17 protein-coding genes are annotated in these 21492 nt (G+C 72.6%); 6 read left to right on the top strand and 11 right to left on the bottom strand.

Going from position 1 to position 21492, the window contains the following annotated elements; translation table 11 throughout:
* Positions 1-218: 218 nt before the first annotated feature.
* The gene (locus tag D7044_RS25020; RefSeq protein WP_120690366.1) at positions 219-1007 is read right to left on the bottom strand and encodes a sporulation protein; all 789 of its coding nucleotides are present in this window, start codon (positions 1005-1007) and stop codon (positions 219-221) included.
* 246 nt (positions 1008-1253) lie between these two features.
* Between D7044_RS25020 and sigB the strand changes: the two genes are divergently transcribed.
* Together sigB and D7044_RS25010 are read left to right on the top strand one after the other, a co-directional pair.
* Positions 1254-2270: an RNA polymerase sigma factor SigB gene (gene sigB / locus D7044_RS25015; protein ID WP_120676975.1), complete on the top strand. Its 1017-nt coding sequence runs from the start codon at positions 1254-1256 to the stop codon at positions 2268-2270.
* A gap of 137 nt (positions 2271-2407) precedes the next feature.
* Complete coding sequence (locus D7044_RS25010; protein ID WP_120676977.1) at positions 2408-2815, top strand: VOC family protein; 408 nt, start codon at positions 2408-2410, stop codon at positions 2813-2815.
* A 46-nt stretch (positions 2816-2861) separates the two neighbouring features.
* On the opposite strand, the gene D7044_RS25005 is transcribed toward D7044_RS25010, so the two are convergent.
* From D7044_RS25005 to D7044_RS24995, 3 genes are all read right to left on the bottom strand, one after another.
* Positions 2862-5411 (bottom strand): bifunctional acetate--CoA ligase family protein/GNAT family N-acetyltransferase, encoded by a 2550-nt coding sequence (locus D7044_RS25005; protein WP_120690365.1) that lies wholly within the window; start codon positions 5409-5411, stop codon positions 2862-2864.
* Between the two features lie 19 nt (positions 5412-5430).
* Positions 5431-6612 (bottom strand): acetoin utilization protein AcuC, encoded by a 1182-nt coding sequence (locus tag D7044_RS25000; protein WP_120690364.1) that lies wholly within the window; start codon positions 6610-6612, stop codon positions 5431-5433.
* Positions 6613-6709: 97 nt separating this feature from the next.
* Positions 6710-7555 carry a sulfurtransferase gene (locus D7044_RS24995; RefSeq protein WP_120690363.1) on the bottom strand — a complete coding sequence of 282 codons (846 nt, stop codon included), beginning with the start codon at positions 7553-7555 and terminating at the stop codon, positions 6710-6712.
* Positions 7556-7652: 97 nt separating this feature from the next.
* On the opposite strand from D7044_RS24995, the gene D7044_RS24990 reads away from it, so the two are divergent.
* Entirely contained in the window at positions 7653-8339 is a 687-nt protein-coding gene (locus tag D7044_RS24990; RefSeq protein WP_120676983.1) for a metal-dependent transcriptional regulator, read from the top strand.
* A 150-nt stretch (positions 8340-8489) separates the two neighbouring features.
* Here the strand turns inward: D7044_RS24990 and D7044_RS24985 are convergent, their stop codons facing one another.
* The 3 genes from D7044_RS24985 to D7044_RS24975 form a co-directional block, all read right to left on the bottom strand.
* A complete protein-coding gene (locus tag D7044_RS24985; protein WP_120676985.1) occupies positions 8490-9038 on the bottom strand; it encodes a hypothetical protein in 549 nt (182 codons plus the stop codon).
* A gap of 84 nt (positions 9039-9122) precedes the next feature.
* Positions 9123-9407, bottom strand: a complete 285-nt coding sequence (locus D7044_RS24980; protein ID WP_120690362.1) for a DUF5522 domain-containing protein — start codon at positions 9405-9407, stop codon at positions 9123-9125.
* 140 nt (positions 9408-9547) lie between these two features.
* Complete coding sequence (locus D7044_RS24975) at positions 9548-10537, bottom strand: asparaginase (RefSeq protein ID WP_120690361.1); 990 nt, start codon at positions 10535-10537, stop codon at positions 9548-9550.
* A 153-nt stretch (positions 10538-10690) separates the two neighbouring features.
* Between D7044_RS24975 and D7044_RS24970 the strand changes: the two genes are divergently transcribed.
* Positions 10691-11971 (top strand): MFS transporter, encoded by a 1281-nt coding sequence (locus D7044_RS24970; protein WP_120690360.1) that lies wholly within the window; start codon positions 10691-10693, stop codon positions 11969-11971.
* Positions 11972-12080: 109 nt separating this feature from the next.
* Here the strand turns inward: D7044_RS24970 and D7044_RS24965 are convergent, their stop codons facing one another.
* Positions 12081-13016: a DUF2332 domain-containing protein gene (locus D7044_RS24965; protein ID WP_120690359.1), complete on the bottom strand. Its 936-nt coding sequence runs from the start codon at positions 13014-13016 to the stop codon at positions 12081-12083.
* A gap of 185 nt (positions 13017-13201) precedes the next feature.
* On the opposite strand from D7044_RS24965, the gene D7044_RS24960 reads away from it, so the two are divergent.
* On the top strand, positions 13202-14314 hold the full coding sequence (locus D7044_RS24960) for an FAD-dependent monooxygenase (RefSeq protein WP_233565116.1): 1113 nt from the start codon (positions 13202-13204) through the stop codon (positions 14312-14314).
* A 150-nt stretch (positions 14315-14464) separates the two neighbouring features.
* Here D7044_RS24960 and D7044_RS24955 read toward each other — a convergent pair whose 3' ends face one another.
* Together D7044_RS24955 and nrdR are read right to left on the bottom strand one after the other, a co-directional pair.
* A complete protein-coding gene (locus tag D7044_RS24955; protein WP_120676995.1) occupies positions 14465-17377 on the bottom strand; it encodes a vitamin B12-dependent ribonucleotide reductase in 2913 nt (970 codons plus the stop codon).
* 24 nt (positions 17378-17401) lie between these two features.
* Positions 17402-17902, bottom strand: coding sequence for a transcriptional regulator NrdR (gene nrdR, locus D7044_RS24950; protein ID WP_120676997.1), 501 nt, complete (start codon positions 17900-17902; stop codon positions 17402-17404).
* Between the two features lie 626 nt (positions 17903-18528).
* Between nrdR and lexA the strand changes: the two genes are divergently transcribed.
* Positions 18529-19314, top strand: coding sequence for a transcriptional repressor LexA (gene lexA / locus D7044_RS24945; protein ID WP_120676999.1), 786 nt, complete (start codon positions 18529-18531; stop codon positions 19312-19314).
* A 109-nt stretch (positions 19315-19423) separates the two neighbouring features.
* Here the strand turns inward: lexA and D7044_RS32485 are convergent, their stop codons facing one another.
* Positions 19424-21193, bottom strand: a complete 1770-nt coding sequence (locus D7044_RS32485; RefSeq protein WP_199716761.1) for a hypothetical protein — start codon at positions 21191-21193, stop codon at positions 19424-19426.
* Positions 21194-21492: the final 299 nt, after the last annotated feature.

Raw genomic sequence — 21492 nt, 5'->3', positions numbered from 1 at the left:
AGATCGTCCGGCCCGAGCCCCACAGATGCTCCAGCACCTGCCGATGCCCGAACGTCAACACCCCCGGCCTGGCCACCCACACCCCCAACACAACCAAGATCAGTTGCACTGAACCCTAGAAACCGCCGGCCCCAGCTGACGCAAACCTCTTGATCATCGGGAGTAGAGGGGGCGGGAGGAGGGGGAGGGAGGGAGGGGGTGGGGGTGGGGGTGGGGGGTTAGGAGAAGAGGCCGCGGCGTTGGAGGGACTGGCGTAGCCAGCCGTCGAGCTGGGCGGCCCAGTCGACACGGTCCATCGTGGCGTAGTCGACGCTGAACCGGCCGAAGGCGTCCCGCCCCTCGGTGAGGAGGCCGCCTCGCTTGTCCAGCTCCAGCACCACCTGCATCTGCCGCGAGTCGGCGATGAAGGTGACCTCCAGCTGGTTGATGGCCCGGCCGTACTGCGGCGCCGGATAGAACTCGATCTCCTGGTAGAACGGCAGCGACTGCCGTACGTCGTAGATGTGGCCCCGCTCCACGTCCGCCCGGGCGAACCGGAAGCCCAGCCGCAGCAACGCCTCCAGCAGACGCTCCTGCGCGGGCAGCGGATGCACGGCGACGGCGTCCAGATCACCCTTGTCGACCGCCCTCGCCACCTCCAGCTCCGTACGCAGACCCATGGTCATCCCGTGCAGGTGTCGCCCGTACAGCTCGGTGACCGGCGTCTCCCACGGCACGTCGAAGCGGAACGGAATGTCGTGGCGCTGCCCCGGCTCCAGCCGGAACGCGCCGGTGGCCCGCTGCCGGTGGAACTCCTGGTTCGTGTCGTACTCGTTGTCGCCGCTCTCCACCTCGACCCGGGTGACCAGCCCGAGCGCCACGTACTCGATGTCGACCTGATGGTCACCCCCCGTTACCTGGATCCGGCCCTCGAGCTGGCCGCCGGGGCGGCAGTTCGGGTTGGTCAGCACGGTTTCCACCGACGGGCCACCCACACCCATCGCCTGCATGAGCCGTTTGAAGACCACTGCGCGCCTCCGTAGCCTCGCGGGCCGGCCTCACCGGCCGATCGATCGCACGGTAACCGGGTCGGGCAAAGCAGTCCGGTCGACACTCCCGACCCCGCTCACGCCCCGCCGGGTCCACCGACCCGACCGGATTGCTGTCGGGTCCCCGATCGCCTCACTCCCGTTTTACGCCCCGCCCGCCAAGCTGTTTGTCACCGGCGGTACTGGGCCGGGAACGCACGACACGGACACGGGGAGAGACGAAAGATGGCCCTGCAGATGACGGAGCACCAGATGCGCCCGACCGCGGGCACGGACACCGACCTGAGCGCCGAGGTCCTCACCGACTTGGACGCCACCGACGAGCGGGGCGTCTCCACGGACCTCGTCCGGGCGTACCTCAACGGCATCGGTCGGACGAAGCTGCTCACCGCGGCGCAGGAGGTCGAGCTCAGCAAGCGGATCGAGGCCGGGCTCTTCGCCGAGGAGAAGCTCGCCACCTGCACCCCGGTCTCCGCGCAGCTGCGGGCCGACCTGGAGCTGATCGCCACGGAGGGTCGGGCCGCCAAGGACCATCTGCTCGAGGCGAACCTGCGCCTGGTGGTGAGCATCGCCAAGCGCTACACCGGTCGCGGCATGGCCTTCCTCGACCTCATCCAGGAAGGCAACCTCGGCCTCATCCGCGCCGTCGAGAAGTTCGACTACACCAAGGGCTACAAGTTCTCCACCTACGCCACCTGGTGGATCCGCCAGGCCATCACCCGCGCCATGGCCGACCAGGCCCGCACCATCCGCATCCCCGTACACATGGTGGAGCAGGTCAACCGGATGGTCCGGGCCCGCCGCGAGCTGTCGGTGGCGCTGGGTCGCGAACCCACCGTCGCCGAGGTGGCCCGGGCGCTCGACGTTCCCGAGTTCCAGGTCATCGAGCTGATCTCGTACGACCGGGAGCCGGTCAGCCTGGACCAGGCGGTCGGCGAGGACGGCGAGAGCGCGCTCGGCGACTTCGTCGCCGCGGTGGACCCGCGCCAGGAGCCCGGCGACGCGGCGGCCCAGGGCGAGCTGCGTAACGAGGTCCGGATCGTACTGGCCACCCTCTCGCAGCGGGAGCAGGCGGTGATCCGGCTGCGGTTCGGTCTCGACGACGGCCGGCAGCGCACGCTCGACGAGGTCGGCCGTGAGTTCGGCCTCTCCCGGGAACGGATCCGGCAGATCGAGAAGGTGACGCTGCTGAAGCTGCGCGCCCCGGAGCGAGCGCAGCGCCTGGAGGCGTACGCCTGCTGACGGCGCGTGGTGAGAGGCCCCGGCGGTTCGCCGGGGCCTCTCGCATGCCCCGCCGGGCGCGGCGGTGATTGACTCGACGGGTTCGGTGGGCTACTCAGGGCGTGACCAGCTTCACTCGCGGCTTGAGAGGACGCAGCATGAACTGGACGTTGGAAGTGGTGGTCGTACCCGTGTCCGACGTGGACCGGGCGAAGGCGTTCTACGCCGACCAGCTCGGATTCGTCGTCGACCATGACACCGCCATCGGCGGGCTCGGCCGGATCGTGCAGCTGACCCCACCCGGTTCCAGCTGCTCCATCGTCTTCGGCGCCGGCGTCGTCCCGGAGATGCCGCCGGGTTCGCTCAAGGGACTCCAGCTGGTGGTGCCCGACCTGCGCAAGGCCCACCTGGAGCTGGTGGAACGCGGCGTCGAGGTCAGCGACGTCCAGGTCCTCGGGGAGAACCCGGGGCCGGTGCCGGACCCGCTGGACAACGTGGGCTTCGTCTTCTTCTCCGACCCGGACGGCAACTCCTGGGCCGTCCAGCAGATCTCCAGCCGCGCCTGACCCCGCTCTACGCACCACCGCCCCGCGAGGGTGAAAGGGCCAGCAACTACAGGCGGCGAGGGCCGGTGTCCGGTCGGTCGGTGGCGGCGCCGAGGCGCACGGTGGCGTGCAGCACCGAGAGTCCGTCCGGGCGGGCGAGCACCGGATTCAACGTCAGGGCGCGCACGCGAGGCTGCTCGTCGGCCAGCCGGCCGACCCTCAGCAGCAGCTCGGCCAGGGCGGACCGGTCCACCGGGGCGGCTCCGCGATGCCCCCGCAGCAGCGGGGCGGCCCGCGGCTCGTCGACCAGCTCCTCGGCATCGCGATCGGTCAACGGCACCGCCCGCCACGCCCGGTCGCCGAGCAGTTCGGTGGCGACACCCCCGACCCCGAAGCCGACCACCGGCCCGAACGCCGGATCCTCCACCAGCTCGACCACGCAGGCCACCCCGGGCGGCACCATCCGCTGCACCAGGACGTCCGGGCCGAAGGCCGCGGCCAGCTCGGCGTACGCCCGGCGGAGCGCGGCCGGGTCGGGCAGGTCGAGGCGTACGGCACCCAGGTCGAGGCGGTGCCGCAGCCCGTACGCCGCCGCCTTGAGCGCCACCGGGAAGCCGAGCCGGGTGGCCACCTCGACCGCCTCGTCCGCCGAGCGCGCCGACGCCGACTCGACCAGGTCGATTCCGTACGCGGCGAGCAGACCGGCGGTGTCCACACCGTCGCGACGCAGCGCGGCCTGACCGGCGGCGGGGTCGATGCCGGTCAGCTCCGGCAGCGCACCGGGCGACCGGCGGAGCCAGTCCGCGTACCGGTGCACCCGGGCCAGCGCCCGGATCGCCTCCTCGACACCCGCGTACGCCGGCAACCCGGACACGGTCCGTCCCGCCAGTACGGTCACCACGACCGGCTTGCCGGGACGCAGCGCGGCGGGCAACGCGACGGCGAGGTCGGCCTCCGCCGGTTGACCGGGCAGCGGCGGGGCGAGCATCACCGCGAGCGCGTCGACCCGGTCGTCGCCGGCCGCCGCGGCGAGCGCGGCGGCGAACTCCGCGGCGGTCGCGTTGGGCCCGACGTCGCGGGAGCCGCCCTCGGCCGGCGTGAGTCCCTGGGCGACGCAGGCGCGGGCGGCGAGCCCGGTCAGCGCCGACGAGTTGCCCACCACCGCCACCCGCGGGCCGGCGGGCAGCGGCTGGTTGGCCAGCAGCAGCCCGACGTCGAGCAGCTCGCCGACGGTGTCGACCCGGATCACTCCGGACTGGGCGAAGAGGGCGGCCACCGCCACCTCGTCCGGGCCGGCGGAGCTGGCCGTCCCGACCGGCCGGGCCGGCGACGCGAGCGCCACCACCGGCTTCGTGCGCCCGATCCGCCGGGCCAGCCGGGCGAACTTCCGCGGGTTGCCGAAGGTCTCCAGGTGCAGCATGACCACGTCGGTGCCCGGGTCGTCCTGCCAGTACTGAAGGAGATCGTTGCCGGAGACGTCGGCCCGGTTCCCCGCCGAGACGAAACCGGACAGGCCCAGGCCACGGCGGTCCGCCTCGGCCAGCAACGCCACCCCGAACGCCCCGGACTGGCTGAAGATGCCGACCCGGCCGGGCGGTGGCAGCACCGGCGCGAGCGTGGCGTTGAGGCGTACCGCCGGATCGGTGTTCGCCACGCCGAGGCAGTTCGGCCCGATCACCCGCATGCCGGCGGCGTACGCGGCCCGGACCAGCGCCCGCTGCGCGGCGGCGCCCTCCGCGCCGGCCTCCGCGAATCCAGCGGAGATCACCACCAGCCCGTGCACCCCGGCGGCAGCCGCGTCGGCGACCACCGCCGGTGCCGCGTCCGGCGCGACCGCGACCACCGCGAGGTCCAGCGGCACCCCGGCGTCGACCGCGTGCGGATACGCGGGCAGCCCGGCGACGGTCGCCGCGGTCGGGTGCACCGGCACGACGGCGCCCACGAAGCCGCCGTCGCGCAGGTGCCCGAGTACGGCGGCACCGACGCCCTGCCCGGTGGCGCTGGCACCGTAGACGGCGACGCCTCTCGGCGCCAGGAGACGGGCTATCGAACGCGCCTCCGTGCGGTGCTCCCGGCCACGCTGGACCGCCAGCGTCGCCTCGGTCGGCGCGATCGGGAAGGTCAGGTGCACCACCCCGTCGGCGAACTGCCGCCGCACCTGGTAACCGAAGTCGGAGAAGACCCGCAGCATCGTGCCGTTGGCGGGCAGCACCTCGGCGACGAAGTGCACGATGCCCACCCGGCGGGCCGCGTCCGCGAGGTACTCCAGCAGCACCGAGCCGATGCCGCGCCCCTGGTGGGCGTCCTCGACCACGAAGGCGACCTCGGCCTCGGGGGCCGCCGGGCCGAGCCGCTCGTACCGGCCCACAGCGACGATCCGGCCGCTCGCCAGGACCACGAGCGCCTCCCGGTCGCGGTGGTCGACGGTGACGAAACGCCGCAGGTCGCGCTCCGGGATCCGGGGGTACGGCGAGAAGTAGCGAAGGTAGCGGGTGCGCTCGGAGAACCGGCCGTGCATCGCCACGATCTCCGGCGCGTCCTCGGGACGGATCGGTCGCAGTTGGACGGTGCTACCGTCGCTGAGCAGCACGTCCACCGGTCGGTCCACGGTCGTCACGGGCCCGGCTCCCGTGCGCTCAGTCGCGTGGGTCGTACGGGTCGAGCCCGAGCAGCGGAAAGACCGTCTTGCGGGTCGCCGCGATCGCCCGGTCCACCGCGGTCGGCTCGCCGCTGGGCTGCCACGGCTCGTACGACGGGTCGACGTCATCGGTCATCCGCAGCGGCACGTCGCGGCCCGGCCCGCGCGCGGCGGCCAGCTCACGCCAGGCGAGCGGGGTCAGCGTCGCCGGTTCGATCGGCTCGCCGGTCGCGACCGCCAGCAGGTGCGTCCAGGCCCGGGGCACCGCCTCGATGAGGGCGTACCCGCCCCCGCCGGTGGCCACCCAACGGCCTCCGCAGAGCTCGTCGGCGAGCGCCCGCAGGGCGAGGTAGGTGGCGCGCTGGCCGTCGACGGAGAGGTGCAGGTCCGCGAGGGGGTCGAGCCGGTGCCCGTCCGCGCCGCACTGGGTGACGAGCACCTGCGGCCGGAACGCCCGCAGCACCGACGGAACGACCGCGTGGAACGCGCGCTGCCAGCCCGCGTCGCCGGTACCCGGCGGCAGCGCCACGTTGACCGCGCTGCCCTCGGCCTCCGGGCCGCCGGTCTCGTCGGGGAAGCCGGTGCCGGGAAAGAGGGCGAGCGGGGTCTCGTGCAGGCTGATCGTCAGCACCCGCGGATCGTTCCAGAAGATCTGCTGCACGCCGTCGCCGTGGTGCACGTCCACGTCGACGTACGCGATCCGCTCGGCACCGAGGTCGAGCAGGCGGGCGATCGCCACGGCCGGGTCGTTGTAGACGCAGAACCCCGAGGCCCGGGCCGGCATGGCGTGGTGCAGCCCACCGGCCACGCTCACCGCCCGGCGCGCCTCGCCCCGCCAGACCGCCTCGGCGGCGGCCACCGTGGCCCCGGTGACCAGGGCGCTCGCCTCGTGCATCCCGCCGAAGATCGGGTTGTCCGAGGTGCCCAGCCCGAACCCCGCGAAGAGCGGGTCGGCGGGTGCGGCCCGGACCGCCGCCAGGTAACGCGGATCGTGCACCCGGGTCAGGAGCGCGTCGTCGGCCGGTTCCGGCTTGACCAGGCGCACCCGGGGCCGGTCCAGGACTCCGAGCTCCCGGGCGAGCGCGACGGTCAGCTCCACCCGGACCGGGTCGAGCGGATGGTCGCCCATGTCGTAGGCGAGCAGGGACTCGTCCCACACCACCACCGTGTCGTCGGACATGCGCCCATCGTCGCACGTGGACCGGCCCCCCGCGCCGGACGCGCGGGGCGTCGCCGTGGCACCGGTCACATCCCCGGTCGTGGCCCGCGTGGGGGTCTCACGCTCCGGTGGCCACCGGGCGCTCCGGGTCCGCGACCCAGTTGCTCCACGAGCCGACGTAGAGCGCGGCGTCCGGCCGGCCGGCGAGGTGCAGGGCGAGCACCGCCTGGGCCGCGGTCACCCCCGATCCGCAGTACGCCCCGACCGCCGTGCCCTCGGCGACCCCGACGGTGACGAACCGGTCCCGCAGCGCCTCGGCGGCGGGGAAGCGGCCGTTCGTGACGTACTCCGAGGCGGGCACGTTCACCGCGCCCGGCACGTGCCCGGCCACCGGGTCGATCGGCTCGGTCTCCCCCCGGTAGCGGGGCGCGGCCCGCACGTCGATCAGCACCGCGCCCTGCGCGGCGGCCAGCCGGGCTGCCTCCCCCGCGTCGAGCACGGGCAGCGCTCCGGGTCGGACCCGGACGTCACCCGGCACCGGCGCGGGCACGTCGGCGCCGACCGGCAGGCCGGCGGCCGTCCAGGCCGGATAGCCACCGTGCAGCACGCGAACCGGCTCGTGCCCTGCCCAACGCAGCGTCCACCAGGCGCGGGCGGCCGCCATGCCGTCCCCGCCGTCGTACACCACCACGGGGTGACCGGCCCGGACGCCCGCGGCCCGCAGCGCGGCCTGCAACGCCGCGGGATCGGGCAGCGGGTGCCGGCCGGCGGCGCCGGGCGCTCCGCAGAGCTCGGTGTCCAGGTCGACGAAGACCGCGCCGGGCAGGTGGCCGACGGCGTAGTCGTCCCGGCCGGGCGGCCCGGTGAGCCGCCAGCGGATGTCGAGCACGGTGGGCGGGTCGGCGGATTCGAGCTCGGCGGCGAGTCGTTCGGGCTCGACCAGCAGGTCGTCGGTACCGGACATGGCGACCAGTCAACACCATTCGGTGAGCGGACTCGCGTTTCGGCTTCGGTCGTTACACCTGCGACGCGGTAACATCGATCACCGGAGGGCCGCTGACGTGAAACACGACCTGGTCGACACGACGGAAATGTACTTGCGCACCATCCTCGAACTCGAGGAGGAGGGGGTGCCGCCGCTGCGCGCCCGGATCGCCGAGCGGTTGAAACAGAGCGGTCCCACAGTGAGTCAGACTGTCGCGCGGATGGAGCGCGACGGCTTGCTCACGGTCGAGGGTGACCGGCACCTCACGCTCACCGCGGACGGCCGCAACGCCGCCGTCTCCGTCATGCGTAAGCACCGGCTCGCCGAGCTGCTGCTGGTGAACGTGATCGGGATGCCCTACGAGGAGGCCCACGAGGAGGCCTGCCGGTGGGAGCACGTGATGAGCGACGCGGTCGAGAAGCGGGTCTACGACCTGCTCAACCGGCCGACCCGCTCGCCCTACGGCAATCCGATCCCCGGCCTGGAGGAGCTCGGCTCGCCGGAGCCGGAGGACGCCGCAATCCTCGACGGTGAGCGGAACCTGGCCTTCCCCGGCCTCTCCGGGAAGGTCGTCGTCCGGCGGATCTGCGAGAGCGTGCAGACGAACGCGGACGTGCTGCGTCAGCTGCACGCCGCCGGCGTCGATCCCGGTGCCATCGTGACCGTGGCCCAGGAGCGCGACGGGGTGTCGATCGATCGTTCCGGCGACCGGGTCCGGCTTCCGCGCGAGGTCGCTTCCCGGGTCTTCGTCGCCGCCGGCTGACCTGGTCGGCCGGGCTACCCGGCCGGCCATGCTCACCCCGCGCGCCTCGCTGCGACCGGTGCCTGGTTCACGGTGTTTGCCGCCGGGCGTCCGGTCCGCACGGGTCCGTCCGGTGCTCGGGGGCAGCGAGTTCATCACCCGCGACCGGCGTCACAGGGCGCGGGTGTTGACCTTCTTCGCCAGGGCGGCGAGCTGAACCGCCACCTTCTCCGCCGCGGACTTGGCGGTTCCCTTGGCGGTGGTCCAGCTCAGGACGGCGAGCCGACCCTCGGTGGAGAGCCAGCCCACCTCGGCGACCGGGCCGTGGCCGTCCGCCGCGCCAGTGGTACGCCGGTAGGCCTGCTGGCCCAACCCGGACACCTTGCCGGCCGAGTCGGGCACCACGTCGGCGGCGAAAGTGGCCTTGTCCATCGACGTCTCCGTGACCGTCAAGGTCAACTCCGGCAGAGTCGCCTCGCCGGCCCGGGTCACGCAGGTGTGGGTGTCACCGCGCTCGCTCGCCGCGGCCACGTCGAGACGGACCTTCACGTGCTGCTCGATGACGGCGAAGTCGAGCAGCCGGCAGGCGCCACCGGAGGAGGCGGCGGCCACGTCCAGGGCGATCGGCGCCGGGGGCGGCACCTCCACCGGTTCCCGCTCTGTCGAGCAGCCCGCGGTCAGCAGTACGGCCGCGACGACGGGCAAAATCCGGGAACGCACGTGGAACCTCCGCGGTAGTCGGCGGGGGCGGCCGCCGGATGTCCGTCGGACACCGTACGGAATGTCCGGGCCGGACGGAACCCCTCACCCGTCGCGTCGTTGCGGCGTCACGTCCGCGTCACCGGACGGATCATCGACGTACGGGCAGTGACGGCAGCCACGGCCGCAACAGGTTCCGCGGCGGGCGAGGAAACCGGCGGTGAGCACGAAGAGACCCGACTCCGGATCGAGGTAGCCGGCCTCCCCGGCGTCGAGCGCGGCGGCGTGGGCGGCGAGGACGCGTTCGCGGTCCGGGTGGTCGAGCGGCAGCCGGGACGGGTGCGGCTCCGTCAGCGGGCGCGCGGCCAACGGTCGTCGCTCCCCGGTCACCGCCGCAGTCTAGGCCTGTTCCGTGAGGCTCGCCCGAGCGAGCCGGGCCCCGGCGGACCGACAATGCCGTCGGCCGTCGCCCGGGGCCGGCGCGGCCGGGCACGGTCTCCTGACACAGGCAGTGGGTACGGCGGGCCCGGTCAGCGGAACCGGGCCAACGCGACGACCAGCGCGTCGGCGTCCAGGCCGGCGGCGAGCAGGAGCCGGAGCAGCACCCGCCCCTTGTACGGGTCGAGCAGCCCGCCGTTGAGCAGACCGCGCCGCTGCAGGTCGGTCTCCGAGCCGACCGCCCCGTACGTCTGGCGCAGCACCGACCCGGCGCCGGTGCGGGAGGTGAGCAGCACCGGCATCCGCCCGGCCAACTCCCCGAGCCGCGGCGCCAACGCGGCGGGCACGTGCCCCACGCCGAAACCGGCGACCACCAGCCCGTGGTGCGTGTCGGCGACACCGGTGAGGAGCAGACCGTCGTCGTCCAGGGTGACCGGGTAGAGGGCGACCCGGGTGGCGTCGAGCCGTCCCCGGTCGACCGGCGGCAGCGGGTCGCGCCGCCGCGGCCGCACGAGCACGCGAACCTCGCCCTCGATCACCTGCCCGAGCGGACCGGTGTTCGGCGAGGCGAAGGTCGCGGTGCTGGTGCTGTGCGTCTTGCGTACCCAGCGGGCCGCGTGCACCTCGTCGTCGAGGACCACCAGCACGCCCAGACCACGGGCCTCGGACGCGGCGGCGACCCGGATCGCCGCCAGCAGGTTCGCCGGACCGTCCGGACCGGCCAGCGTGGGATTGCGCATCGCACCGGTGAAGACCAGCGGGGCGGCGTGCGGCCAGACCAGATCCGCCAGGAACGCCGACTCCTCCAAGGTGTCGGTGCCCTGGCTGACCACCACACCGCTCGCCCCGGCGGCCACCGCGGTCGAGGCGACGTCGACCACGTCGAGCACCTGTCGGTAGGTGAGGCTCGCGCTCGGCACCGCCTGGACGTCCCGGACATCCAGCGGCACCCCGAGCTCGGCGAGGCCCGGCACGGCGGCCGTCAGGTCGGTGCCGCTGAGCCGGGTGACCACCCCGGGCCGCCCCCGGTCCACCCCGCCCATCGCGATCGTGCCGCCGAGGGTGATGAGGACGATCGACATCGGGTGGGCCTCCGTTCCGCCGCCCGTCCGGGCGGGCCCTCGGACCGTACCCGGGCCGATATCGGGTGGCGCGGGCGGCAGCAACGGCGGCAGGCTGGCGCGGATCTTGTGACCGCCCCCATCGACGCTTCGTTCGCACAGACAGGCAGACCCGTGAGCCAGCACGTCGCCGATCCTCCGGCGCCCGCGACCGTCCGACCGCCCTCGCTGCTGCGCAGCCGCAACTTCCTGCTGTTGTGGAGCGGGCAGACGGTCAGCGAACTCGGCACCCGGATCGCCGGCGTGGCGGTTCCGCTGCTCGCCGCGGAGACCCTGCACGCCAGCGTCTTCCAGGTCTCGCTGCTCACCTTCCTGGCCTGGCTGCCGTACCTGCTCGTCTCGCTGCCGGCCGGGATCCTCGCCGACCGGGTGGACCAGCGCCGCCTGATGATCCTCTGCGACCTCGGCCGGGGCGCGCTCATGCTGTCGCTCCCGACCGCCGCGCTGGTCGGGCAGCTCACCCTCGGCTACCTGTACGCGGTGGTGGGGCTCTCCGGCGTGCTCACCGTGCTCTTCACCGTGGCGTACAAAAGCCTGCTGCCGGGGCTGACCCCGGCGACGCAGCTGGTGGACGCCAACGCCAAGCTCATCATGAGCCAGGACGCGGCCGAGCTGATCGGTCCGACGGCCGGCGGCGTCCTCATCGGACTGGTCGGGGCCGCCCGGACGTTCCTGAGCAACGGGCTGGCCTTCCTGGTGAGCGCGCTGACCCTGCTGCTGATCCGCCCGGCGCCGCGCCCAGCGGAGAAACGGGAGCGGATGCCGCTGCGGGTGGAGATGACCGACGGGTTGACGTTCATCCGTAGCCAGCCGATCCTGCTGAGCATCCTGGCCTGCACGACCACCTCCAACTTCTTCGTCATGGCGGCCAGCTCGATCGAGGTGACGTTCCTGCTGCGCGAGCTGCACGCCTCGCCCGTGCAGGTCGGCCTGGTCTTCTCGATCAGCGCGATCGGCGGACTGGTCGTCGGCACGTTCGCCGGACGGCTGTCGGCGCGGATCGGCTCGGCCCGGGTCATCTGGGTCGCGATGGCCGCGCCCGGACCGTTCTACCTGTTGATGCCGTTGGCGCAGCCGGGCTGGGGTGTGCTGCTCTACGGCGTCGGGCTGGCCGCGTTCTCCGCCAACGCGGTGCTCTACAACGTGGCGTCGACGAGCTACCGGCAGCGGATCACCCCGTCGGCGATCCTCGGCCGGGTCAACGCGGCGTTCCTCTGGATCTGCTTCGGGGTGATCCCGCTCGGCGCGCTGCTCGGTGGGGCGCTCGGTACGGCGCTGGGCCTGCGGACGGCGCTCTGGATCTGCGTACTGGGCACGTGGAGCGCATGCCTCTTCGTGGTCTTCTCACCGCTGCGGGGAATGCGGGACACCCCGGAACCGGGGCTTGCGTCGTAGCGGACAGACATACTCGACCGGGACGTCCGCGCCGGAATCCCCCGGTCACGCGGAGATGGGCCGCCGCCTCACCGCCGACCCGGTGGACCACCAGCGTCGAGACGGTGGGTCAGCCGAACCAGAGCATCGACTGGCCGTGCCCACGGGACCAGGCGAGCGGCGTGCCGTCCAGCGCGAGCACGTTGTGCAGCCCCGCGTCGGGCGGATCGGGCAGCCCGCCGTACGGCAGCACGTCGGGAGCCTCGTTGGAGATCCAGTGACCGGGCAGTCCGCGTACCAGGTCGACGAAGGCGTCGCGCCGGCGTCGGGGCACCTGGTAGAGCACCGAGGTGTGGAACACCACGAGCGTCGCGCCCGCCGGCGCCTGCGCGGCCAGCGCCGGCAGGTCGTCGACCAGGTCGCCGCGGACCAGCAGGGGTGGTTCGGCGGCGGCCACGGCAGCGGCGGCCCGCAACCGCTCCCGGCGGTGGGCGTGCTCCGGCCAGATGAGGGCGTCCAGCCACGCCACGTCGGCGGGGTCGGTCACGTCGAGCGGGTTCGAATCCAGGCCGGCCCGCCACACCACCTCGGGCAGCCGGGTGGGCGGCACCGGACCGTCGGCCGCGCACTCCAGGACCGGCTCGCCCGCGCCGAGCCGCCGGTCGCCGTAGCGGTACGCGTACCGGTCCGGGTAGAGGCAGAGCCCGGCGGACGCGCCGACCTCCAGCAACGCGAGCGGCTGCGGCAGCGCTGCGAGCAGCGGCAGCAGCACGGCGCAGCGGCCGGCCTCGTTCGTCTGGGTGGCCCGGACCCGCAGCTCCGCGTCGACCGCCGACCAATGCGTCACCGTGAAGTCGTGGAACGCCGCCGGGTCCTCGACCGGGCCACCGAGCAGTCGTACGACCCCGAAGAGCAGGTTCGGCTGCCGCTTCGCCGGCGGAAGCGTGCCGAGCAGGTCGAGCAACTCGTCGTCCGCGGAGACCGCGAACGCCAGGCGTTCGTAGACGGGTGACACCCCGCGCAGCTCGCGGGCGGCGAAGTTCGCGTAGTCGCCAGCTATGGACATCTGTCGATCCTCGCAGTGGGCGGCGCTGGACGGGAACCCCCGCCGGACGTGACGGACGGCGCAGTGAGTCGAAGGGCACATCCCTTCCCGTGGGAACGACGTGGGGCAGCGCCGCCGGTGCCTCGTAGAGTCTGCGACGGCCGGGGCGGCTCAGCCCGGCCCAGGCGCAGCGGGGAGGACTGGTCGTGCGGGGTGAAGGTGTCCGGGTACTGATCGTCGGCGGCGGTGTCGCCGGACTGGCGACGGTCGCCGCACTGCGGGACTGGGGCGCGACGATCGACCTGGTCGAACGGACCGAGGCTCCCGCCGACTCCGGCACCGGCATCTACCTGACCGGCAACGCGACCCGGATGCTCGACGTGCTGGGGATGCGGGAGCCGATCGCCGACGTGGCCGTGGAGGTCAAGCGGCAGCGCAGCGCCAACCAGCGCGGCCGCCGCCTCTTCGACATCGACGTGGCCGCGCTGTGGCACGGCGTCGGGCCGTGCGTCTCGCTCCCCCGGGCCGAGCTGCACCGGGCGCTGCTCGCCGGCGTCGGGGACTTCCCGATCCGGTGGGGCCGCCGGCCGGTCGCGCTCACCCGGGAGGGAGAGCGGGTCGCGGTCGAGTTCGACGACGGCACCACGGAGTCGTACGACCTGGTGATCGGCGCGGACGGGGTGAACTCGGCCGTGCGGCGGCTCGCCTTCGACGGGCAGCCGGCCCGGCCCCTCGGCCAGCACGCGTACCGGTGGCTCGCCCCACGGATCGACGCCGAACCGGTCTGGTCCGTGCAGTTGGGGCGCGGCACCCAGTTTCTCACGATCCCCATCAACGACGAGCTGACGTACTGCTACTACAACGACGGCGCGGTCGCCGACCGGCCGGGCTGGCGCGACGAGCTGCGGGCGACGTTCGCCGGCCCGGCCGCCGCCATGCTCGACGCGCTCGACGCCGATGCCTCCACCCTGCACACCGGCCCGAACCAGGAGGTCGTGCTCGACTCGTGGTCGCGCGGCCCGGTGCTGCTGATCGGCGACGCGGCCCACGCCACCTCCCCGAACATGGCGCAGGGCGGCGCGATGGCGCTGGAGGACGCCGTGGTGCTCGCCGACTCGCTCGCGGCCGCCGACAGCCTCACCGAGGCGTTGCGCGGGTACGAGGCACGCCGCCGGCCGCGGGCCGACTGGGTGCTCGGTCAGACCCACCGGCGGGACAAGGCCGTCGGCCTGCCGCCCGTCCTGCGCGACACGGTCATGCGCCGCCTCGGCGAGAAGATGTTCCGCGCCAACTACGGGCCCCTCTTCGCCCAGCCCTGAGCACGACTTCCGCTCTCCGCCCGACGGGCTTGATGTCGGGGCGTCCCCCGCACCGGAGACCGCGACATCAAGGATGTCGGGTCGATCACCTGAATACGGCGCTGCCCCGACCCCCTACCGGGGATCGGGGCAGCGCCGTTCGTGCGTAGGTCAGCTGCAGCCGCTGGTCGAGCCGCAGCCCTCGCAGACGTAGCAGCTACCGGCGGGGCGCATCTTCGTACCGCAGGTGAAGCAGAGCGGGGCGTCGGCGACCTGGCCCAGCACGGCCTCCAGCAGCTCGGTGCTGGAACCCACCGACGGCGCCGGCTTCACGGCGGCCACGTCGGCGGTCTCCAGCGCCGGCTGGGCGACCGGACCGGTCTTCGGCTCCTCCACCACCTTGACCTCGACCGGGGCGGAGGCGGCCATCGCGGTGAGGTCCGCACCGCTCGCCTCCGCCTCCGCCTCGGCCTGGAGCTGGGCCGCCCGCTCCTTGGCGGTGAAGATGCCCAGCTCCGCGCGGCGCTCGTACGGCAGGAAGTCCAGCGCCAGCCGACGGAAGATGTAGTCCATCACCGAGGCGGCCATCCGCACGTCCGGGTCGTCGGTCATGCCGGCCGGCTCGAAGCGCATGTTGGTGAACTTGCTGACGTACGTCTCCAGCGGGACGCCGTACTGGAGACCGATGGAGATGGCCACCGAGAAGGCGTCCATCACGCCGGCCAGGGTCGAGCCCTGCTTCGACATCTTGAGGAAGACCTCGCCGAGGCCGTCGTCCGGGTAGGACGACGCGGTGAGGTAGCCCTCGGCGCCACCGACCGAGAAGGAGATGGTCTCCGACGGGCGCTTCTTCGGCAGCCGCTTACGCACCGGCCGGTACTCGACGACCTTCTCGACCACCTTCTGCACCTCGGCGGTCGGGGTCTCGGCGACGGCCTTGTTCGGCTTCGCCACGGAGAGCGGCTGGCCGACCTTGCAGTTGTCGCGGTAGATCGCCAGGGCCTTGAGGCCGAGCTTCCAGCCCTCGAAGTAGATCTTCTCGACGTCCTCGACGGTCGCCTGCTCCGGCATGTTGACCGTCTTGGAGATGGCGCCGGAGATGAACGGCTGGACGGCCGCCATCATCCGCACGTGCCCCATCGGGGCGATGGAGCGCTCGCCCATCGCGCAGTCGAAGACCGCGTAGTGCTCCGGCTTCAGACCGGGGGCGTCCACCACGTGACCGTGGTCGGCGATGTGCTCGACGATCGCCTCGACCTGCTCCTCCGGGTAGCCGAGGCTACGCAGGGCGCGCGGCACGGTCTGGTTGACGATCTGCATCGAGCCGCCGCCGACCAGCTTCTTGAACTTGACCAGCGCCAGGTCCGGCTCGACGCCGGTGGTGTCGCAGTCCATCATCAGGCCGATGGTGCCGGTGGGGGCGAGCACGCTGGCCTGCGAGTTCCGCCAGCCGAACTTGTCACCGATCTTGTTGCCCTGCGTCCACTGCCTGGTGGCCTCCCGCTGGATGGCGGTGGCCACCGTGCCGGCCGGCTTGATCTCGTCGTTCGCGGCGGCGTGCTTGCGCATGACCCGCTTGTGCGGCTCGGCGTTGCGGGCGTAGCCGTCGTACGCGCCGACGATGCCGGCCAGTTCGGCGGAGCGGCGGTACGCGGTGCCGGTCATCAGCGAGGTGATCGCGGCGGCGACCGAGCGGCCCTGCTCCGAGTCGTAGGGCAGGCCGGAGGCCATCAGCAGCGCGCCGAGGTTGGCGTAGCCGATGCCGAGCTGCCGGTAGGCGCGGGTGGTCTCACCGATCTTCTCGGTCGGGAAGTCGGCGAAGCAGATCGAGATGTCCATCGCGGTGATGACGAACTCGACCGACTTGACGAACTTCTCCACCTCGAAGCCACCGTCGGCGCGGAGGAACTTCATGAGGTTCAGCGAGGCCAGGTTGCAGGAGGAGTTGTCCAGGTGCAGGTACTCCGAGCACGGGTTCGACGCGGTGATCCGCCCGGTCTCCGGGCAGGTGTGCCAGTCGTTGATCGTGTCGTCGTACTGCAGACCGGGGTCGGCGCACTCCCAGGCGGCCTGGGAGATGGTGCGGAACAGCTTCTTCGCGTTGATCGTCTCGATCACCGCGCCGTCCAGCCGGCCGCGCAGGTCGAAGCCGCCGTCCTTCTCCACCGCGGTCATGAACTCGTCGGAGACCCGGACCGAGTTGTTGGCGTTCTGGTACTGGACGCTGACGATGTCGGCGCCGCCCAGGTCCATGTCGAATCCGGCGTCCCGCAGGGCGCGGATCTTGTCTTCCTCGCGCGCCTTGGTGACCACGAACTCCTCGATGTCCGGGTGGTCGACGTCGAGGATGACCATCTTGGCCGCGCGCCGGGTGGCGCCGCCGGACTTGATGGTGCCGGCGGACGCGTCCGCGCCGCGCATGAAGCTCACCGGGCCGGAGGCGGTGCCGCCGGAGGAGAGCAGCTCCTTGGAGGAGCGGATCCGGGACAGGTTGACCCCGGAGCCGGAGCCGCCCTTGAAGATCAGGCCCTCTTCCTTGTACCAGTCGAGGATCGAGTCCATCGAGTCGTCGACGGCGAGGATGAAGCACGCGCTGACCTGCTGCGGCGACGGCGTGCCCACGTTGAACCAGACCGGCGAGTTGAAGCTGAACACCTGGTGCAGCAGCATCCAGGTCAGCTCGTGGGCGAAGATCTCGGCGTCCGCCGGGCTGGCGAAGTAGCCGTACTCCTCACCGGCCGTCCGGTAGGTGGTCACCACCCGGTCGATCAGCTGCTTGAGCGACCACTCCCGCTCCGGGGTCCCCACCGCTCCCCGGAAGTACTTGGTGGTCACGATGTTCGCCGCGTTGACGCTCCACGACTCGGGGTACTCCACCCCGCGCTGCTCGAAGTTGATCGAGCCGTCCCGCCAGTTCGTCATCACGACGTCCCGGCGCTCCCAGGTGACCTCGTCGTACGGGTGGACCCCCTCCGTCGTCCAGACCCGCTCGACCTTCAGCCCTGCGCCTGCCTTGCTCCGCGACCTGCTCGTCGTCACGCCGTCGCCCCCCTTGTCTGCGCGGTCACCCACCACGCGTCCCATACCGATATAGAGAAAACCGAAAAGTCAGTTGGTGCGGCCCGCGGTCTCGACCGCGTCGGCCCCGCCGTTCTCGCGGGCGCGGGCGGCGGCCCGCAACGACTCGATCTCGCGCTCGAAGTCGGCGAGGGAGTCGAAGGAGCGGTAGACGCTGGCGAACCGCATGTACGCCACCTCGTCCAGGTCCCGCAGCGGGCCGAGGATCGCGAGCCCCACCTCGTGGCTGGGGATCTCGGCGGCGCCCTTGGCGCGGACCGTCTCCTCCACCCGTTGGGCGAGCAGCGCGATCGAGTCGTCGTCGACCGGCCGGCCCTGGCACGCCTTGCGCACCCCACCGATGATCTTCGTGCGGCTGAACGGCTCGGTCACCCCGCTGCGCTTGACCACCGCGAGGACGGCCTCCTCGACCGTCGTGAAGCGCTTGCCGCACTCCGGGCAGGACCGCCGCCGCCGGATGAGCTGGCCGTCGTCGGCCTCCCGCGAGTCGACCACGCGTGAGTCGGCGTGCCGGCAGTACGGACACCGCATCGCTGACCTCCTTGATCGACCACTGTCGCACCGGGGATTCCCGGGCACGGCTCACCACGGCGGAGCCATCACCCGATGGCCGCCCGCCGTGACACTGTACGGGAGTGCGGTCGGTAGTCGGACCCAACCTATAGGCAACTTACGCCCGTGTGACTACTACATCTAGGGGTCGACCGTATGTCGCCAGCCGACCCCGGTCAAGTTGGCGGCATGTCCCGCGTGTCACTCCCGCACCTGCCGCCGGCACCCGCCGGGACGGACGAGCGGACCCGGTCGAGCGGCCCGCCGGGGCGGGCCGATCGGCCCGCCCGCGCCACCGGTGAGCCCAACGGCCGGGGGCATCCGGAGTTACCGTCCGCCCGGTCGGGATTCGGCCGACGGACCGACAGAATTCGAACAGGAGTGCCAACTGACGTAACATTTAGCAGAACAGCAGTACGAAAGAAGCACCTTTGCCCGCGACACGCCGGTGACAGGTCGTACAGATGTTTGAAAATGGCTGATCTCACCTATACGGTCATGACCAACCGGTCGGGGCGGGATTCCGCCGCACCGGTACGCACACCGGCATCACCGCACGCAGCACGGGACGCCGGGCGCACCCAGCGCCGACAGGGAGGACGGACGTGACCGACGACGGGGCCAGCCGGCCGAAGAACCCGCAGCAGGTCGCCGAGGCGGGTCCGCCGGCCACTCGGCGCCGGAGCGCCGCACGCAGCCGGACGGGGCAACCCACCGTACGGCCCGTCACCCCTGTGGTCAGCAGCTTCCCCGACCCGGCCACGGTCGATCTGACGGCTCGGCAGCGGCGGATCCTCGAGTTCATCCGCACCTGGGTGGAGCGGCACGGCTACCCGCCCAGCGTCCGCGAGATCGGCGAGGCGGTCGGGCTGGTGTCGCCCTCCAGCGTCGCCTACCAGCTGAAGGAGCTGGAGAAGAAGGGCTTCCTGCGCCGGGACCCGAACCGTCCACGCGCCGTGGACGTCCGCTCCCCCAGCGACGCGCTCGACGACGAGCTGACCCGCTCGCAACGGCCCACTCCGGCGTACGTGCCGATGCTGGGTCGGATCGCCGCCGGTGGCCCGATCCTCGCCGAGCAGGCCGTGGAGGACGTCTTCCCCCTCCCCCGCGAGCTGGTCGGCGAGGGCGAGGTCTTCATGCTCCAGGTCAAGGGCGACTCGATGCTCGACGCGGCGATCTGCGACGGCGACTGGGTGGTGGTTCGGCAGCAGCCGATCGCCGAGTCCGGTGACATCGTCGCGGCCATGCTCGACGGTGAGGCCACCGTCAAGACCTACCGGCGCCGTGACGGCCACGTCTGGCTGATGCCGCAGAACCCGGCCTTCGACCCGATCCCCGGTGACGACGCCACGATCATGGGCCGGGTCGTGGCGGTGCTGCGCCGGATCTGACAGGCGGCGCCCACCCGGTCGGCCGTGCCGCCGGGTGGGCGCGCCGCCCTGCTCCGTCCCTTCGCCGCAAACTCAGCCGGCGCCGCGAGCTCAGCCGGCGCCGAGGGGATCAGTAACGGTCCCCGCCGCGGTAGCCGTCGCCGCCACCCGGGTACTGGCCGTACGGGTCGTCCTCCTGGCGTCGGCGACCGCCGCGTTGACCCCGGTAGTCCTGGTCCGGTCCGCCGCGTCGAGGCGGTTCGGCACGACCGCCACCGCGGCCGTAGCCACCACCGCCGGGCTGCCCGCCGCCGTAGACGCCGCCGCCCTGCCCGCCGCCGGGTTGTCCGCCACCACCACCGGGTCGGCCACCAGCCGGAGGTCGGCCACCGCCGGAGGGCCGGCCACCACCGGAGGGCCGGCCACCGCCGGAAGGCTGACCGCCACCGGGAGGCTGGCCGCCACCGCCGTAGACGCCGCCACCACCACCGCCGGCCGGGCGGCCGCCACCAGCGCCGTTACCCCGGCCACCGCCGTAGACCCCGCCGCCGGCCGGCGCGGCACCACCCCGGCTCGGACCACCGCCGTAGACTCCGCCGCCCGCAGGCGCGGCACCACCCCGACTCGGACCACCGCCGTAGACCCCGCCGTCCGCGGGCGCGCCCCGATCACGACTCGGGGCGCCGCCGTAGACACCACCCCGACCGGGGTCGGCCCCCGGAAGCTCGTCGGCCCTACGGCCGCCGGGCGAGCCGTCGCCACGGTCTCCGCCGGAGGCGTCGTCGCCGGCCCCCTTACGTTTGCGGGACCGGAGGATCCCGACGATGCCGGCGCCGACCAGCAGCAAGCCCACCGCGCCGATCGCCGCGACCAGGTAGGTGATGTCCTCGATGCTGAGGTCGGAGAACCACGAGCGGCTCGCCGTCGCCTCGACCTCCGCGTCCTCGGCGATCGGCTCGGCGCCCTTCGCGGAGGGGGTGTAGCCCAGGATCTCGACCTTGGCCTCGTCGTCGTCGAGCTTCCCGACGTCCGAGGCCGTGAGGAAGCTCTTCCCGTCCGGGGTGTAGGTGATCGCCTCACCGAACGGGTCGGTGAGCGGCGTCACCCGGGGCTCGTTGGAGAGCGCCTTGACGATGTCGCCGCCCGTGACGTCGTACTCGAAGGCGTCCGCGTACGTCCGCAGCACCACCCTGCTGCCGTCCGGCGAGCGCGCCGCACCGGTGATCGCCACCCGGCCCATGACGCCGAGCGGGTTCTCCGTCTGCGTCTTCGGCAGCTTGACCGTGCCGACCTTCTCCATCGGCACCGGGTCGCCGTCGCCGGCGGTGAGGGCCGCCGTCGGACGGTAGATCTCGGCCGCGCCCGAGGTGACCTTCGTGATGATCAGCGGCAACTTGTCGTCCGCGATCAGGAGCGCCTCGGCGTCGTGCGGCTTCCCCTGCGGGTAGGTGAGACGGTACTGGGTCGGCTTCTTGCCGCCGCTGACCGGCATCGTCCAGACCGAGACCGACTTTCGGCGCTCGCCGATCGGCTCGTCACCCGTGTCGGCGATCCAGAGCGTCTTCTTGTCCGGGGAGAGCGCCAGATCCTCCGTGTCGGTCGGCCCGTCGCCCGAGTACGACACCGGGTCCTTGGCGATCTCGCACTTGCTGTTCAGCAGGAAGACGCGCTCGCGCGACTCGATCTCGCTACCGTCGTTGATGACGACGTATCCACTGCTGGTCGCCACCAGACCGGAGAGCTGACGGGCCCGCTCGTCGGTGATCGTGCACCGCTTCTTACCCGGAACCGGGTCGACGGCGGTCGAAGCAGCGGGAGCCGCCAGCGCGACTCCGTGAAGCGCCACGGTCGCCCCGAATAGTCCGAGGGCGACCGTGACCAAGGAAACAGCGCGGCGCATTGCGCAAGTGTCGCATGCCCCGGTTTCGACCGGGTGACGCCCGCAAGGCGACTCGGGTGACGCCGGCAAGGCGGCTCGGGTGGTGCCGGCAAGGCGGCTCGGGTGGTGCCGGCAAGGCGGCTCGGGTGGTGCCGGCAAGGCGGCTCGGGTGGTGCCGGCAAGGCGGCTCGGGTCCGCTTCACAGGGCTCGCCCGAGCGAGCCGATGCCCGGACGGCGATCCGGCAAGGCGGAGGTTCGTCCGGACACAACACCGAGTATCCGGACGAACCGCCAACGCAGCCGGCCGTCACCGGGGGCC

Source organism: Micromonospora musae (assembly GCF_003626635.1).
GTDB classification, from domain to species: domain Bacteria; phylum Actinomycetota; class Actinomycetes; order Mycobacteriales; family Micromonosporaceae; genus Micromonospora; species Micromonospora musae.
The sequence above is the reverse complement of the archived record's forward strand: the minus strand, read 5'-3'. Positions and strand labels throughout refer to the sequence as shown.

What these genes read in the sequence shown, in the direction of transcription:
- nrdR (WP_120676997.1), bottom strand. Translation starts at nt 17,902, where the DNA reads ATGCGGTGTCCGTACTGCCGGCACGCCGACTCACGCGTGGTCGACTCG.
- D7044_RS32485 (WP_199716761.1), bottom strand. Translation starts at nt 21,193, where the DNA reads ATGCGCCGCGCTGTTTCCTTGGTCACGGTCGCCCTCGGACTATTCGGG.
- D7044_RS24965 (WP_120690359.1), bottom strand. Translation starts at nt 13,016, where the DNA reads ATGTCCATAGCTGGCGACTACGCGAACTTCGCCGCCCGCGAGCTGCGC.
- D7044_RS25010 (WP_120676977.1), top strand. Translation starts at nt 2,408, where the DNA reads ATGAACTGGACGTTGGAAGTGGTGGTCGTACCCGTGTCCGACGTGGAC.
- sigB (WP_120676975.1), top strand. Translation starts at nt 1,254, where the DNA reads ATGGCCCTGCAGATGACGGAGCACCAGATGCGCCCGACCGCGGGCACG.
- D7044_RS24975 (WP_120690361.1), bottom strand. Translation starts at nt 10,537, where the DNA reads ATGTCGATCGTCCTCATCACCCTCGGCGGCACGATCGCGATGGGCGGG.
- D7044_RS25000 (WP_120690364.1), bottom strand. Translation starts at nt 6,612, where the DNA reads ATGTCCGACGACACGGTGGTGGTGTGGGACGAGTCCCTGCTCGCCTAC.
- D7044_RS24995 (WP_120690363.1), bottom strand. Translation starts at nt 7,555, where the DNA reads ATGTCCGGTACCGACGACCTGCTGGTCGAGCCCGAACGACTCGCCGCC.
- D7044_RS24955 (WP_120676995.1), bottom strand. Translation starts at nt 17,377, where the DNA reads ATGGGACGCGTGGTGGGTGACCGCGCAGACAAGGGGGGCGACGGCGTG.